Origin of the sequence: Pseudomonas sp. PDM21 (assembly GCF_014852505.2) — a bacterium.
Classification (GTDB): domain Bacteria; phylum Pseudomonadota; class Gammaproteobacteria; order Pseudomonadales; family Pseudomonadaceae; genus Pseudomonas.
This window is the reverse complement of record NZ_CM181223.1, coordinates 824,274-839,705: the sequence shown is the minus strand read 5'-3', so window position 1 is coordinate 839,705 and position 15,432 is coordinate 824,274. Positions and strand designations below refer to the sequence as shown.

At 66.7% G+C, this 15,432-nt stretch carries 12 protein-coding genes and 1 riboswitch; of the genes, 11 read left to right on the top strand and 1 reads right to left on the bottom strand.

Translation table 11 applies throughout. From position 1 onward, the window contains the following. Positions 1-116 precede the first annotated feature (116 nt). From IB275_RS04105 to IB275_RS04065, 9 genes are all read left to right on the top strand, one after another. The gene (locus IB275_RS04105) at positions 117-896 is read left to right on the top strand and encodes an AraC family transcriptional regulator (RefSeq protein ID WP_192290337.1); all 780 of its coding nucleotides are present in this window, start codon (positions 117-119) and stop codon (positions 894-896) included. A 428-nt stretch (positions 897-1,324) separates the two neighbouring features. Beyond that, complete coding sequence (locus IB275_RS04100; protein ID WP_192290339.1) at positions 1,325-2,131, top strand: ABC transporter substrate-binding protein; 807 nt, start codon at positions 1,325-1,327, stop codon at positions 2,129-2,131. 70 nt (positions 2,132-2,201) lie between these two features. Continuing rightward, positions 2,202-3,920, top strand: coding sequence for a cis-3-hydroxy-L-proline dehydratase (gene lhpI / locus IB275_RS04095; protein WP_192290341.1), 1,719 nt, complete (start codon positions 2,202-2,204; stop codon positions 3,918-3,920). Beyond that, on the top strand, positions 3,920-4,585 hold the full coding sequence (locus IB275_RS04090) for an amino acid ABC transporter permease (protein WP_045216994.1): 666 nt from the start codon (positions 3,920-3,922) through the stop codon (positions 4,583-4,585). The genes lhpI and IB275_RS04090 overlap by 1 nt, the downstream gene beginning before the upstream one ends. A gap of 11 nt (positions 4,586-4,596) precedes the next feature. Further along, positions 4,597-5,247: an amino acid ABC transporter permease gene (locus tag IB275_RS04085; protein WP_081517229.1), complete on the top strand. Its 651-nt coding sequence runs from the start codon at positions 4,597-4,599 to the stop codon at positions 5,245-5,247. Continuing rightward, positions 5,240-5,962: an amino acid ABC transporter ATP-binding protein gene (locus tag IB275_RS04080; RefSeq protein WP_045216990.1), complete on the top strand. Its 723-nt coding sequence runs from the start codon at positions 5,240-5,242 to the stop codon at positions 5,960-5,962. The genes IB275_RS04085 and IB275_RS04080 overlap by 8 nt, the downstream gene beginning before the upstream one ends. 37 nt (positions 5,963-5,999) lie before the next feature. After that, positions 6,000-7,031, top strand: a complete 1,032-nt coding sequence (locus tag IB275_RS04075; RefSeq protein WP_138212078.1) for a trans-3-hydroxy-L-proline dehydratase — start codon at positions 6,000-6,002, stop codon at positions 7,029-7,031. A 105-nt stretch (positions 7,032-7,136) separates the two neighbouring features. Beyond that, positions 7,137-8,054, top strand: a complete 918-nt coding sequence (locus tag IB275_RS04070) for a dihydrodipicolinate synthase family protein (RefSeq protein ID WP_192211169.1) — start codon at positions 7,137-7,139, stop codon at positions 8,052-8,054. A gap of 261 nt (positions 8,055-8,315) precedes the next feature. Beyond that, the gene (locus IB275_RS04065) at positions 8,316-9,893 is read left to right on the top strand and encodes an aldehyde dehydrogenase (NADP(+)) (RefSeq protein WP_192290343.1); all 1,578 of its coding nucleotides are present in this window, start codon (positions 8,316-8,318) and stop codon (positions 9,891-9,893) included. A 182-nt stretch (positions 9,894-10,075) separates the two neighbouring features. On the opposite strand, the gene IB275_RS04060 is transcribed toward IB275_RS04065, so the two are convergent. Next, entirely contained in the window at positions 10,076-11,080 is a 1,005-nt protein-coding gene (locus tag IB275_RS04060; protein WP_192290345.1) for an Ldh family oxidoreductase, read from the bottom strand. 401 nt (positions 11,081-11,481) lie between these two features. On the opposite strand from IB275_RS04060, the gene IB275_RS04055 reads away from it, so the two are divergent. Both IB275_RS04055 and dxs read left to right on the top strand, forming a co-directional pair. Then, on the top strand, positions 11,482-12,981 hold the full coding sequence (locus IB275_RS04055) for an Ig-like domain-containing protein (RefSeq protein WP_192290347.1): 1,500 nt from the start codon (positions 11,482-11,484) through the stop codon (positions 12,979-12,981). A 234-nt stretch (positions 12,982-13,215) separates the two neighbouring features. Further along, positions 13,216-15,126 carry a 1-deoxy-D-xylulose-5-phosphate synthase gene (gene dxs / locus IB275_RS04050; RefSeq protein ID WP_192290349.1) on the top strand — a complete coding sequence of 637 codons (1,911 nt, stop codon included), beginning with the start codon at positions 13,216-13,218 and terminating at the stop codon, positions 15,124-15,126. Between the two features lie 41 nt (positions 15,127-15,167). Further along, positions 15,168-15,342: riboswitch (cobalamin riboswitch) on the top strand. The last annotated feature ends 90 nt before the right edge of the window (positions 15,343-15,432 follow it).

Sequence of the window (15,432 nt, the reverse complement as noted above, 5' to 3'; positions counted from 1 at the left end):
TTATCCGCCACACGCCGCCACATCGAAGCCAAGGCGGCGGATAAAGCTTCCGCTTTATGCGCCCTACGAGTTGACAGCGCCCCGCCACCTCGCCACTTTGCACCGTACCTTTCGCCATGTTCCGACAGCCGACCCGCTTCCCGATGCACGACCTGATCCCCCAGGGCGCCCGCGACCTGGACAGCCTGCTGCAGACTTTCCGGCAGATAGCCCCGTTGCTCGATGCCATGCCCGGCGTGGTGTTCTTCATCAAGGACACCGCGGCCCGCTATGTGCTGGTCAACCAGACCCTGGCGCGGCGCTGCGGCGTGAAGGACGCCAGCGAACTGCTCGGGCGCACCGCCGAGGAAGTCTTCCCCTCGCGCTTCGGTCCGGTCTACACCGAGCAGGACCGCCGCGTGCTGGAAACCGGCGGCCAGCTCAGCGACCAGCTGGAACTGCACCTCTATCCCGGCCGCCAACCCGGCTGGTGCCTGACCCACAAGCTGGCGCTGCACGATGCGGACGGCGCAGTGATCGGCATGGCGGGGATTTCCAGTGACCTGCAGGCGGCGCAATCCACGCACCCGGCATACCAGCGCCTGGCAGCAGTGGACGCCTACATCCGCGAGCACTTCGACAAGCCGATCAACCTTGGCGAGCTGACCGAGCTGGCCGGGCTGTCCGTCGCCCAGCTGGAGCGCCACTGCAAGCGTATCTTCCAGCTCACCCCGCGGCAGATGATCCACAAGGCGCGCCTGGGCGCGGCCACCCGCCTGCTGGGCGAAGACCTGCCAATCACCGAGATCGCCCTGCGCTGTGGTTACACCGACCACAGCGCGTTCAGCCGACAGTTCCGCGCGCTCACCGGGCTGTCGCCGACGCAGTACCGTGAATCCCAATCGGTTTCCAACTGACGAAACACCTGTAGGAACCGGCTATGCCCGCAACCGGGGCCCCCGTCCACACCGATATGACGGCAGAGCACGAACGTAGGATGGCGTGGAGCGCAGCGATACCCATCCTACGAAAGCGTTCAGCAGGAGCAACGGCGGAGTGCCGTTCGCGAGCAAGCGTGGCCCGCTTTTACAGGGCATGACTGTGTCCCACCGAGTGCTCCCATAAGGGGCAGCGAAACGCACTCCTGCTTCATTTGGTAACAGCGCGCAGAACCCGCCTACAGTTAATTCGGAAGGCTCCCAGTACCCAATCCCCCAAACACCGGGCCCTGCGATCCATGGGTCACACCCGAGTGGTTTCTGGCACATGCCTTGCTCTAAGAAATATCGTATACGAAATCCATAATACAAAAACTGCTGCACAACACTGACTCAGAGAGGCCCCCATGAAATTCTCCCGAATTGCTCTAGCCCTCACCGCTGTGTTCCTCGTCGGTCAGGCCCAGGCCGACAAGCTCGACGACATCATCGAATCCGGCAAGCTGCGCTGCGCCGTGACCCTGGACTTCCCGCCCATGGGCTCGCGCGATGCACAGAACAACCCGGTCGGCTTCGACGTGGACTACTGCAACGATCTGGCGAAAGTGCTCGGCGTCACCGCCGAAGTCGTCGAGACGCCCTTCCCCGATCGTATCCCCGCGCTGGTTTCCGGCCGTGCCGACGTGATCGTCGCCTCCACCTCCGACACCCTGGAGCGTGCCAAGACGGTCGCCATGACCATCCCCTACTTCGCCTTCCAGATGGTGGTGCTGACCCGCGAGGACACCGGCATCACGAAATACGACGACCTCAAGGACCGCCCGGTGGGCAACACCAGCGGCACCTATGAAGCCATCGCGCTGGAAAAGGACGTGAAGAAGTGGGCCGGCAAAGGCAGCTTCCGCGCCTACCAGAGCCAGAACGACACCATCCTCGCCGTCGCCCAGGGCCACATCGATGCCACCGTGGTGACCAACACCGTCGCCGCCTCCACCCTCAAGTCCGGCAAGTACAAGGGCCTGAAGGTCGTGGGTAACGCACCCTACGTGATCGACTACGTCTCGCTGGCCGCCGCGCGCAACGAGTACGGCCTGATCCATTACCTCAACCTCTTCGTCAACCAGCAGGTCCGCACCGGCCGCTACGCCGAGCTGTACGAGAAGTGGGTGGGTGGCGCCCCGGTCGATCTCACCGTTCCCCACGTGTACTACTGACAGCGGGTGCGACATGTCTTCGATGCAGGCTTCAAGGGTGCGGGACTCACGCCTGACAGGGCGGGTCCTGATGGGGGGTAGCGCCGAAGGGGCGCTACTGTCCGCCGACACCGGGCTGAGCTTCTGGGGAGGCGTCGAGCCTTTCACGGGCGAGGTCATCGACCGCCACCATCCGCTGTCGGGCAGCTTCCTGCCCGGCCGGGTGCTGGCGATTCCCAGCGGACGCGGCTCCTGTACCGGCAGCAGCGTGATGCTGGAAATACTGCTCAACGGCCACGCGCCGGCAGCCCTGTTGCTGGCCGAGCCGGACGAAATCCTCACCCTCGGCGTGCTGGTGGCGCAGGCGTTGTTCGGCCGCTCCATCCCGGTGCTGAGCCTGGGGCGCGAGGGTTTCGAGCAGTTGTCCGCGGGTGGCTGGGCCCGTATCGAAGACGGTCAGGTAACACTCAGCGCCGAGCGCCCTGCCGATGGCTGGCAGGGCGTGATGGCCAGCGACGCCGGCCCGCTGCCGGAAGGCCTGGCACTGAATGCCGGCGACCATGAGCTGCTCGACGGCAAGCACGGCAAGGCCGCCCAGGCCGCCATGCAGATCGTCCTGCGCATGGCCGCGCTGCAAGGCGCGAAAGACCTGCTCGATGTCGCCCAGGCGCACATCGACGGCTGCATCTATACCGGCCCCGCGAGCCTGCGCTTCGCCCGCCAGCTGGCGGACTGGGGCGGCCAGGTGAGGGTGCCGACCACCCTCAACTCCATCTCCGTGGACCACCGCCGCTGGCGCGAGCTGGGCGTCGACAAAGCCTTCGGCGAACCCGCCGCCGCGCTGGGCGATGCCTACATGGAGATGGGTGCACAGATGAGCTACACCTGCGCGCCCTACCTGCTGGACAGCAAACCGGGCCTCGGCGAACAGGTGGTCTGGGCCGAATCCAACGCCGTGGTGTACGCCAACAGCGTGCTCGGCGCACGGACCCTGAAATACCCGGATTACCTCGACATCTGCATCGCCCTCACCGGCCGCGCGCCGAATGTCGGCAGCCACCGCGACGAAGGCCGGCTGGCCACGCTGCGGATCGATGTCGAGCTGCCGGCCGCACACGACGAGTCGATCTTCCCGCTGCTCGGCTACCACATCGGCGAGCTGTGCGGCTCGCGTATCCCGGTGGTCGACGGCCTGCAGCCGCTGGCCCCGGACAGCGATGCGCTGAAAGCCTTCGGCGCGGCCTTCGCCACCACTTCCGCCGCACCGATGTTCCACATCGCCGGGGTCACCCCGGAAGCGCCGGACGCCACCACCGCCCTGGGCAACAAGGCGCCGCTGCAGCACCTGCGCGTCACCCCGGCGGACCTGGTCGCCTCCTGGCGCGAACTGGACCACGCCAGCGAACCGACCGTGCAACTGGTCTCGCTGGGCAACCCGCACTTCTCCGCCAGCGAATGCGCGGACCTGGCGAAACTCGTCGCCGGGCGCCGCAAGCATCCGGGCGTCGCGCTGGTCATCGCGCTGGGCCGCGCCGTGCAGGAGAAGGCCCGCGCCGCCGGAGACGTGAAGGTGCTGGAAGACTTCGGCGCGCAACTGCTCAACGACACCTGCTGGTGCATGATCGGCGAACCAGTGATCCCGCCGGCCTGCACCACGCTGATGACCAACTCGGCGAAGTACGCCCACTACGGTCCGGGCCTGGCCGGGCGCCAGGTGCATTTCGGCAGCCTTGCCGCGTGCGTCGAGGCGGCCTGCAGTGCTCGCGCCGATGGCGGCGTGCCCAGCTGGCTGAGCGAGGGGGTGCGCTGATGTTCAACTACAGCTTCCACTGGCGTTCCGCGTTCAAGGCCCTGCCGGACATGCTCGGCGGCGCCTGGGTGACCCTGGAGACGGCCGCGCTGTCGATGATCCTGGGCGTGCTCATCGCACTGCTGCTGACCGTCATGCGGCAGATGAAGAACCCGCTGCTCAAGGGCTTCGCCGATACCTGGGTGTCCATCGCGCGCAACACCCCGTCGCTGTTCCAGATCTACATCCTCTACTTCGGCCTGGGTTCCTTCGGCCTGCACGTCAGCTCCTGGGTGGCACTGCTGGCGGGGATCACCTTCAACAACGCCGGCTACCTCGCGGAGAACTTCCGCGGCGGCCTCAAGGCCGTGCCGGACACCCAGATGCGCGCCGCGCGCTCGCTGGGCATGAGCGCCTTTCAGGCGTACCGGATGATCATCGTTCCGCAGCTGCTGCGCATCGTCTATTACCCGCTGACGAACCAGATGGTCTGGGCGGTGCTGATGACTTCGCTGGGCGTAGTGGTAGGCCTGAACAACGACCTCACCGGCGTGACCCAGGACTTCAACGTGCGCACCTTCCGCACCTTCGAGTACTTCGCCCTGGCCGCGGTGCTCTATTACATCATCGCCAAGGTCATCGTGGCGGTCGCCCGCCTGTTGAGCTGGCGGCTGTTCCGCTACTAGGAGAAGCGCGCATGTTTTCCACGAGCTTCACCGTCAACGACCTGATGTTCCTGCTGCAAGGGGCCTGGGTCACCGTCAAGCTGACCGTCGGCGCCATGCTCATCGGCACCCTCGCCGGCGTCGTGCTGGGCTGGCTGCGCGCCGCCCTGCCGCGCGCCACGATGCCGGTCGGCTGGTTCCTCGACATCTTCCGCAGCGTGCCGCTGCTGATCCAGTTCGTGCTGTTCAACTCACTGAAAAGCATCGTCGGCCTGAACTGGAGCGCCTTCACCGTCGGCTGCCTGGTACTGGGCATCTACGCGGCGGCGTTCTGCACCGAGATCATCCGCAGCGGCATCCTCGCCGTCGGTCCGAACATCCGCCGGGCGAGCCGCTCGCTGGGTCTGACCTACTGGCAGGACCTGCGCTACATCGTGCTGCCGCTGGCCGCGCGGGTGGCCTTCCCCGGCTGGCTGAACCTGGTGCTGGGGGTGATGAAGGACACCGCGCTGGTCATGTGGATCGGCATCGTCGAACTGCTCCGCGCCTCGCAGACCATCGTGACGCGCATCCAGGAACCCCTGCTGGTGCTGTGCGTCGCCGGGGTCATCTATTACCTCATGAGTTGGGTCGTGGCGCGCCTCGGTGCCCGGCTGGAAAAAAGGTGGCAGGAAAATGATTGAAATCGACAACGTGCACAAAGCCTACGGCGATCTGGAAGTGGTCAAGGGCGTGAGCCTGACTGTGAAGAAGGGCGAAGTGGTCTCGATCATCGGCGGCTCGGGTTCGGGCAAGTCCACCCTGCTGATGTGCATCAACGGCCTGGAGCCGATCCAGCGCGGCAAGATCCGCGTCGACGGCATCGAGGTCCACGCCAAGACCACCGACCTGAACAAGCTGCGGCAGAAGATCGGCATCGTCTTCCAGCAGTGGAACGCCTTCCCCCACCTCACCGTGCTGGAGAACGTCATGCTCGCCCCGCGCAAGGTGCTCGGTCTCTCCAGGGAAGAAGCCGAGGCGATGGCGGTGAAGCAACTCAAGCACGTAGGCCTGGGCGACAAGCTCAAGGTGTTCCCGCAGAAGCTTTCCGGCGGGCAACAACAGCGCATGGCGATCGCCCGCGCGCTGGCCATGTCGCCGGACTACATGCTGTTCGACGAAGCCACTTCGGCACTCGACCCGCAGCTGGTGGGCGAGGTGCTCGACACCATGCGCCTGCTCGCCGAAGAGGGCATGACCATGGTCCTGGTGACCCATGAAATCCGCTTCGCCCGCGACGTGTCCGACCGCGTGGCGTTCTTCCGCGAAGGACTGGTGCACGAGATCGGCACACCGGACCAGGTGATCGTCAACCCGCAGCGGGCGGAAACGGCGGAGTTCCTCCGCTCGGTGAACTGACCGCGCGTTCATTGGCCCATTCGCACAGGAGACAGACATGCGTTCGAGCAAGATCATCCATGTGGTCAGTTGCCATGCCGAGGGCGAGGTCGGCGACGTCATCGTCGGCGGCGTCGCCCCGCCGCCGGGCGACACCGTGTGGGCGCAGTCGCGCTTCATCGCCAGCGACAACGTGCTGCGCAACTTCGTCCTCAATGAACCGCGCGGCGGCGTGTTCCGCCACGTGAACCTGCTGGTCCCGCCCAAGGACCCGCGCGCGCAGATGGCCTGGATCATCATGGAGCCGGCCGACGTGCCGCCCATGTCCGGCTCCAACTCGCTGTGCGTCAGCACCGTGCTGCTCGACAGCGGCATCCTGCCGATGCAGGAGCCGCAGACGCGCCTGACCCTGGAAGCTCCCGGCGGGCTGATCGAAGCCGTGGCCGACTGCAAGGACGGCAAGGTGCAGCGCGTGGAAGTGCGCAACCTGCCCTCCTTCGCCGACAAGCTCGATGCCTGGATCGAGGTAGAAGGTCTCGGCTCGCTGCAGGTGGATACCGCCTATGGCGGCGACAGTTTCGTGCTCGCCGATGCCCACGCCCTGGGCTTCACCCTGCACGCCTCGGAGGCCGCCGACCTGGTTGCCACCGGCCTGAAGATCACCCAGGCGGCGAACCAGCAACTGGGCTTCAAGCACCCGGAAAACCACGACTGGGCGCACATCTCCTTCTGCCAGCTGACCGCTCCGGTGGAGCGCGTCGACGGCGTACTGCACGGCCGCAACGCGGTGGTCATCCGCCCCGGCAAGATCGACCGCTCGCCCTGTGGCACCGGCTGCTCGGCGCGTATGGCGGTCTTGCATGCCAAGGGTCAGCTGAAGGACGGCGAGCGCTTCGTCGGCCACTCGATCATCGATTCCAAGTTCCACTGCCGCATCGACGGCCTCACCAGCGTCGGCGGCAAACCGGCGATCCACCCCTGCATTTCCGGTCGTGCCTGGATCACCGGCACCCACCAGCACCTGCTCGACCCGTCCGACCCGTGGCCTGAGGGTTACCGGCTCTCGGACACCTGGCCGAACGGCTACTGATTCCCCCTTTCACCCCTGATTCGCCGCGTAGCGGCACCCGACGACGAAATTTCAGGAAAACCTTCCAGAACTTTCGTATACGAAATACGACAATTGGAGAAAAACATGAGCAAGAAGGTCAATTGGAGTGGCGTGTTCCCCGCAGTGACCACTCAGTTCAACGACGATTTCTCGGTCAACCTGGAAGCCACCCACAAAGTGATCTCCAACCTGGTGCGCGATGGCGTGTCGGGCCTGGTGGTGTGCGGCAGCGTCGGCGAGAACACTTCGCTGTCCATCGAGGAAAAGATGGCCGTCACCGAAGTCGCCAAGGACGCCTCCGGCGGCCGCGTGCCGGTGATCTGCGGCATCGCCGAGTTCACCAGCCACGGCGCCTCCCAGGTAGCCAAGGCGGTGCAGAAGGTCGGTGTCGACGGCATCATGGTGATGCCCGCCCTGGTCTACTCCTCCAAGCCCCATGAGACCGCCGCGCACTTCCGCAGCGTGGCCACCAGCACCGACCTGCCGGTGATGGTCTACAACAACCCGCCGATCTACAAGAACGACGTCACCCCGGACATCCTCATCTCCCTGGCCGACTGCGAGAACATCGTCTGCTTCAAGGACAGCTCCGGCGACACCCGCCGCTTCATCGACGTGCGCAATGAAGTGGGCAACCGTTTCATCCTCTTCGCCGGCCTCGACGACGTGGTCCTGGAGAGCATCGCGGTGGGCGCCGAAGGCTGGATTTCCGGCATGTCCAACGTCTTCCCGCAGGAAGGCGAGACCATCTTCCGCCTGTGCAAGGCCGGCCGTTACGAGGAAGCCATGCCGATCTACGAATGGCTGATGCCGATCCTCCACCTCGACGCCCGCCCGGACCTGGTGCAGTGCATCAAGCTCTGCGAAGAGATCGCCGGCCGCGGCACCGCCCTCACCCGCCCGCCGCGCCTGGCGCTGCAGGGCGCCGACCGCGAGCACGTGGAGAAGATCATGGCCAAGGCGCTGGCCAATCGGCCGAAGCTGCCGGATGTGGGGCTCTAAGGAAAACACAGCAGAGTTGAGAGCGTTTCGTGCCAGCCGGGACACCTGAGCCCCCGGTCAGCCGTGCCCTCTCCCTAACCCTCTCCCTGAAGGGAGAGGGGACTGGTTCGGCGTAAAGGGAACCCGCGTGCTCCGCCTGCAACCAAGGCATCAGCAAAGCACGGCCGCCAAAGCCACTCGGACACTCCCTCTCCCTTCAGGGAGAGGGCTGGGGAGAGGGGCTCTACGCCATACCGAAATCCAGCCCCAGAGAGCCTGCCCATGACCGCCCACAACTTCATCGCCGGCCAGCGCATCGGCGCCGGCACTGTCCGCCTGCAGAGCCTCGACGCCAGCACTGGCGAGGCCCTGCCCCGCGAATTCCTCCAAGCCACCGAGGCCGAAGTCGACGCCGCCGCCCGCGCCGCCGAAGCCGCCTTCCCCGCCTACAACGCACTGTCACCGGAACGTCGCGCACAGTTCCTCGACGCCATCGCCAGCGAACTCGAAGCCCTTGGCGACGACTTCATCGCCACCGTCTGCCGCGAGACCGCGTTGCCCGCTGCACGCATCCAGGGCGAACGTGGCCGCACCGCCAATCAAATGCGCCTGTTCGCCAAGGTCCTGCGCCGTGGCGATTTCCTCGGCGCGCGGATCGACCGCGCGCTGCCCGAGCGCCAGCCGCTGCCTCGCCCGGACCTGCGCCAATACCGCACCGGCGTCGGCCCAGTGGCCGTGTTCGGCGCCAGCAACTTCCCGCTGGCCTTCTCCACCGCCGGTGGCGATACCGCCGCCGCACTGGCTGCCGGTTGCCCGGTGGTGGTCAAGGCCCACAGCGGCCACATGGCCACCGCTGAATTCGTCGGCGAGGCGATCACCCGCGCGGCCGAAGCCACCGGTATGCCGGCCGGGGTGTTCAACATGATCTACGGCGCCGGCGTCGGCGAGCCACTGGTCAAGCACCCGGCGATCCAGGCGGTCGGCTTCACCGGTTCGCTCAAGGGCGGACGCGCGCTGTGCGATCTCGCCGCCGCACGCCCGCAACCGATCCCGGTGTTTGCCGAGATGAGCAGCATCAACCCGGTGCTGGTGCTGCCCGCCGCCCTGGAAAATCGCGGCGAGAAGATCGCCCGCGAGCTGGCGGACTCAGTAGTCATGGGCTGCGGTCAGTTCTGCACCAACCCCGGCCTGGTCATCGGTATCGCCTCGCCGGCATTCAGCCTGTTCGTCGCCAACCTGATCGCCGAGATCGGCCAGCGCCCGGCGCAGACCATGCTCAACGCCGGCACCCTGAAGAGCTACGAAAAAGGCATCGCCCGCCTGCTCCCCCACCCCGCCATCCGCCACCTCGCCGGCCAGCCGCAGGAGGGCAAGCAGGCGTTGCCGCAGCTGTTCCAGGCCAGGGCCGAACTGCTGCTGGCAGGCGAGGAGCTGCTGCAGGAAGAAGTCTTCGGCCCGACCACCATCGTCGTCGAAGTGGCCGACGAAGCCGAGCTGCGCCGCGCGCTGGACGGCCTGCACGGCCAGCTCACCGCCACGCTGATCGCCGAAGCCGAGGACCTGTCGCGTTTCGCCGCGCTGGTGCCGGTGCTCGAGCGCAAGGCCGGGCGCCTGCTGATCAACGGCTACCCGACCGGCGTGGAAGTCTGCGACGCGATGGTCCACGGCGGCCCCTACCCGGCCACCTCCGACGCACGCGGCACCTCGGTCGGCAGCCTGGGCATCGACCGCTTCCTGCGCCCGGTGTGCTACCAGAACTACCCGAACGCGCTGTTGCCCGAAGCGCTGAAGGACGCCAACCCGCTGGGTATCGCGCGGCTGGTGGATGGCGAGACGACGTACAGTGCGGTGACTCGCTGAGGGTTCGTCGGCGCGGGAGTGAACTGTCGGCCAGTCCCGCGCCGATGCTCAGCCCCGGCCTTGCGCCGGGGCTTTTTTATGCACAGGTGATGGGTTTTGCGTAGGAGCGGACTCCGTCCGCGATAGGTCCGCATCGCGCCGGAAACCATCGCGGATAAATCCGCTCCTACAGGGAGACCGTACTACTCCAGCAACCTGCGCAAATCGGCATACAGCGAATCGCTGATCTCCACGCCCTCGGCGAGGCTGCGCTGGCGCGCCGCGAAACGCCGCTGCGACGGCAGCCGCGCGCCCATGTCGACGATGGACTCGAACAGCGTCTCCGCCCGCGCCAGATGTTGCGGGGCATCCGCGCCGAGGAAGCGCGCCGGGTCCAGCGCGATCAGCAGCTCACCGTGGTGTGGCGAGGACCTGGTGCCCTCATCGAACACCGTGGATTCCGCACTGGTCAGGTCGCCGATCAGCGGGCCGGCGATCAGCTCGACCATGGTCGCCAGCGCCGAGCCCTTGTGCCCGCCGAAGGTCAGCATGGCGCCATCGAGCACCGCGCTTGGGTCAGTACTGGGGTTGCCCTGCGCATCGATGCCCCAGCCCAGCGGAATGGCCTTGCCCTCGCGCTCGTGCAGCTGGATTTCCCCGCGCGCCACTACCGTGGTGGCGAAGTCGAAGACATACGGGTCCTTATCCCCACGTGGCCAGCCGAAGGCGATGGGGTTGGTGCCGAACAGCGGCCGCGTCCCGCCCGCTGGCGCCACATAGGCCTGGGCCGGGGTGACCGCCAGCGCGACCAACCCCTGGGCGGTGATCCGCTCGATCTCCACCCACAGCGCCGAGAAGTGCACGCAATGGTTGATCGCCAGCGCAGCCAGGCCCTGGCTGCGGGCCTTCTCCACCAGCTTCGGCAGGCCAAGATCGAAGGCGCATTGCGAGAAGCCGCCCTTGGCATCCACGCGCACCAGTGCCGGCGCGGGCTCGGACAGTGCCGGCACGGCATCGGCCACCACCTTGCCAGCGCGCACGGTGTGGATGCAGCCCAGCAGCCGCCAGACACCGTGCGACGTGCAGCCATCGCGCTCGCCCGCCAGCACGGTGGCGGTCACCGCCTGTACGTGAGGTTCGCTGAAGCCGTTGTGGCGCAGGATCGCCAGCGACAGCTCACGCAGTTCATCCAGGGTCAGTCGGGTCACAGGTCACTCCTTGCGGACAGGTTGGGAAGCCAAGGGCACCTTCTACTGTGATGCTTCGGCACCGGCGAATCTTGGTCCCTATCGGCCAGCCGAGCGACGAAATCGGCACAGTCCTGTCACTACACCGAAACGATCCGCCCATCGTTGCCGCTCGGAATTCAGCCTCATCTCGCTCAGAACATTTACCAGCAACCAGCCCCACTTCCCAGTAGCGCTGGCCAGAAGTTTCCAACAGCCGAACCGACGAAAACAGAACGCCCTTCAAATTTCCATCTGCCCCCAGGCCATCCAGGGGCTGGGGCCACTTCCAGACCAGTGCTGCCGCTTACCCTTTCGCGCAAACAAGATGGCGGAAAGACCACTTTCAGCCCCCCGAATACTCACACCTCAAGAGCACAGCCATGGAAAACAACTCTGGAAGTACCCGCAATCAAAGCTATTCACTCTGGGGCAGTTATCAGGCGAACAGCCTGTACACCAGCTCCGCAGCGACCCAAGCGGTTGCCACCACCATCACCGGCGCCTTCGACCTGTACGGCCCAGCCGCCGCCGACCTGACCAACGGCGCCACCACCAGCATCTCCCGTCTGACCTTCCACGGCACCGGCACCCCCGGTGAACTGATCAACGTCATGGCCGTTGCCATCGGCGCCGACGGCAAGGCGTCGGACATCTCGATCCACCTCGGCACCGCCCTCGTGCAGCAGAACGGCACCTGGCAGCTCAGCGCCAACCAGCAGCTCCCTCAGGGTGCCTACGACTTCCATGCCGGGTATGGCCCCACGGATGGCAATGCCTTCCACCTGGTCATCGACCGCTCCGCCGGCTTCCCTGCGCCCCAGCCACAACCGGAACCGCAGCCACAACCCGAGCCGCAGCCCCACCCGGAGCCGTCCCACGGTGACACGACCATCACTTCAGCCACCGACCACATCGGCCCGGTGACTGGCGAGCTCGCCAGCGGCGCCACCACCGATGATACCCGCCCGACCTTCCACGGCACTGGCACGCCAGGGGATCTGATCCACCTCAGCGCCACCGCCATCGGCGCGGATGGCAAGGCTTCCGGCCCGATCCTCGGCCTGGGCACCGCACTGGTCCAACAGGACGGCACCTGGCACTTCACCGCGCCTTACGCCATCCAGGAAGGCACCTACGACTTCCGCGCCGGACAGGGCCTGCTCGAAGGCGATGCGTTCCGCCTGGTCATCGACCGCTCCGCGGCCATGCCTCAGCCGCAACCCGAACCCGTTCCGCAGCCTGACCCGCAGCCGCTGCCGGAGCCGCCCCATGACAACGCCAGCATCACCGGCGCCGTTGACCACGTCGGCCCGGTCACCGGCGAACTGGCCAGCGGCGCCACCACCGACGACACGCGCCCGACCTTCCACGGTACCGGCGCCCCCGGTGAGCTGCTCAACGTCAGCGCCATCGTGATCGGCGCAGACGGCAAGGCCTCCGGCGCCATCCTCGGCCTGGGCATTGCCCTGGTGCAGCCGGACGGCACCTGGCACTTCAATGCTCCCTATGCCCTTCAGGAAGGCACCTATGACGTCCACGTCGGTCGTGGCGGCATCGAAGGCGAGGCTTTCCGACTGACCGTCGACAGCCATTCGCCGCTGCAGGCGAACGCCGGATTCGATGCCCAGCACAGCCTCCAACTGATGGGCCAGCAGAGCCTCGAGCTGAACCTGAGCGCACTGGCTCCCCAAGCCGGAGCGGATCAGGCCAAGGCGGCCTTGCCCTCGATGGGCAGCGTTCTGGAGACCGGACACGCGAACCTGACCTTCGCCGGTGACGCAGGCAGCCCCAACCAGGCCGGCTCGACCCCGCACTACGGCGCGATGGACGTGCGCCCGATGCTGATCGACGAGTTGTCCGTCCACCACCCCGTGATCTAAGCCGCGGCAGCGCAGCGGGTGGCCTCCGGGCAGCCCGCTGCGACGCTTTGCCACTCCCCGACCGGGACGCCCCGCCCGCTTCCGCCTGGGACGAAGACCGGCAATCCCGGCCACCAGCGCTTCTGCCCGGCCCCGACCATCCGGTCGTCCAAAGGATTGGCCCCACGTTGCTTGGGCCAATCCGGAGCTTCGGGTAAACTTCCGCATCTTTGCCTTCTCATAACGATCAGCCTGATGCCCACGACGTTTCACGAGATTCCCCGCGCGCGCCCTGCCACGCCCCTGCTCGACCGCGCCAGCACGCCGGTCGAGCTGCGTCGCCTGGGCGAAGCGGAGCTGCTGACCCTCGCTGACGAACTGCGCCAGTACCTGCTGTACAGCGTCGGCCAGACTGGCGGGCACTTCGGCGCGGGCCTGGGCGTCATCGAACTGACGGTCGCCCTGCACTACGTCTTCGACACCCCGGACGACCGTCTGGTGTGGGACGTGGGCCACCAGGCCTATCCGCACAAGATCCTCACCGGGCGCCGCGAGCGCATGGGCAGCCTGCGCCAGAAAGACGGCCTGGCCGCCTTCCCGCGCCGCTCGGAGAGCGAGTACGACACCTTTGGCGTCGGTCACTCCAGCACCTCCATCAGCGCCGCCCTGGGCATGGCCATCGCCGCCCGCATGCAGGGCTCCGGCCGCAAGTCGGTGGCGGTGATCGGCGACGGTGCTCTCACCGCCGGCATGGCCTTCGAAGCGCTCAACCACGCGTCGGAGGTCAAGGCCGACATGCTGGTGATCCTCAACGACAACGACATGTCGATTTCGAACAATGTCGGCGGCCTGTCCAACTACCTGGCCAAAATCCTCTCCAGCCGCACCTACAGCAGCATGCGCGAAGGCAGCAAGAAGGTGCTCTCGCGCCTGCCCGGCGCCTGGGAGATCGCCCGCCGCACCGAGGAATACGCCAAGGGCATGCTGGTCCCCGGCACGCTCTTCGAGGAGCTGGGCTGGAACTACATCGGCCCCATCGACGGCCACGACCTGCCAACCTTGATCGCCACCCTGCGCAACATGCGTGACCTCAAGGGCCCGCAGTTCCTCCACGTGGTAACCAAGAAGGGCAAGGGCTTCGGCCCGGCCGAGATCGACCCGATCGGCTACCACGCCATCACCAAGCTGGAGCCCGAGGGCGCCCCCGCCCACGCCGTGCCGAAGAAAGCTGGCGGGCCGAAGTACTCCAGCGTATTCGGCCAGTGGCTGTGCGACATGGCTGCCCAGGACCCGCGCCTGGTCGGCATCACCCCGGCAATGAAGGAAGGCTCCGACCTGGTCGCCTTCGCCGACCGATTCCCGGACCGCTACTTCGACGTCGCCATCGCCGAGCAGCACGCCGTGACCCTGGCGGCCGGCATGGCCTGCGATGGCGCCAAGCCGGTGGTGGCGATCTACTCCACCTTCCTGCAGCGCGGCTACGACCAGCTGATCCACGACGTCGCGGTGCAGAACCTCGACGTACTGTTCGCCATCGACCGCGCAGGCCTGGTGGGTGAAGACGGCCCGACCCACGCCGGCAGCTTCGACCTCTCTTACCTGCGTTGCATCCCCGGCATGCTGGTGATGACTCCCAGCGACGAGAACGAACTGCGCAAGCTGCTCACCACCGGCCATCATTTCGAAGGCCCGGCGGCGGTACGCTACCCGCGCGGCACCGGCCCCAACGCCCCCATCGAGGCGGCGCTGGAACCGGTCGAGATCGGCAAGGGCGTGGTGCGCCGCGAAGGCAAGGCCGGCAAGGTCGCCTTCCTGGTGTTCGGCGTGCAGCTGGCCGAAGCGCTGAAAGTGGCCGAGCAGTTCGATGCCACGGTCGCCGACATGCGCTTCGTCAAGCCGCTGGACGAAGAGCTGGTGCGCCAGCTGGCCGCCAGCCACAAACTGCTGGTGACCCTCGAGGAGAACTCGGTGATGGGTGGCGCCGGCGCCGCCGTCAGCGAATTCCTCGCCCGCGAGAACCTGCAGCAGCCAATCCTGCACCTGGGCCTGCCGGACTACTACGTCGAGCACGCCAAGCCCGCGCAGATGCTCGCGGAGTGCGGGCTAGACGCCGCCGGCATCGAAGCCTCGGTGAAGGCGCGCCTGGAGGCCCTCGGCAAGCGCTGAGACCGATCGGCGCATCCCTCCCCGGGAGTATTGCCAGTGACGGGCGCACCGACTAAGGTGCGCCCGTTTTCGTTCGAGGTAACGGGAAGCAGGTGAAAGACCTGCGCTGCCCCCGCAACGGTAACCGACGCGCCCCTCACGGAGCGCAGCATCGCCATCCGCCACTGCTGAATGCGGGAAGGCGGCGATGTGACGTCGGCAGCCCGGAGACCGCCCTCGACACGCCCCGACAGGTGTTGCGGAGGGCCGCACCGTCAAGTGCGGCCTGCCGCCCTTGCCACGCCCTCCTCGAAAGTCATCCGACCG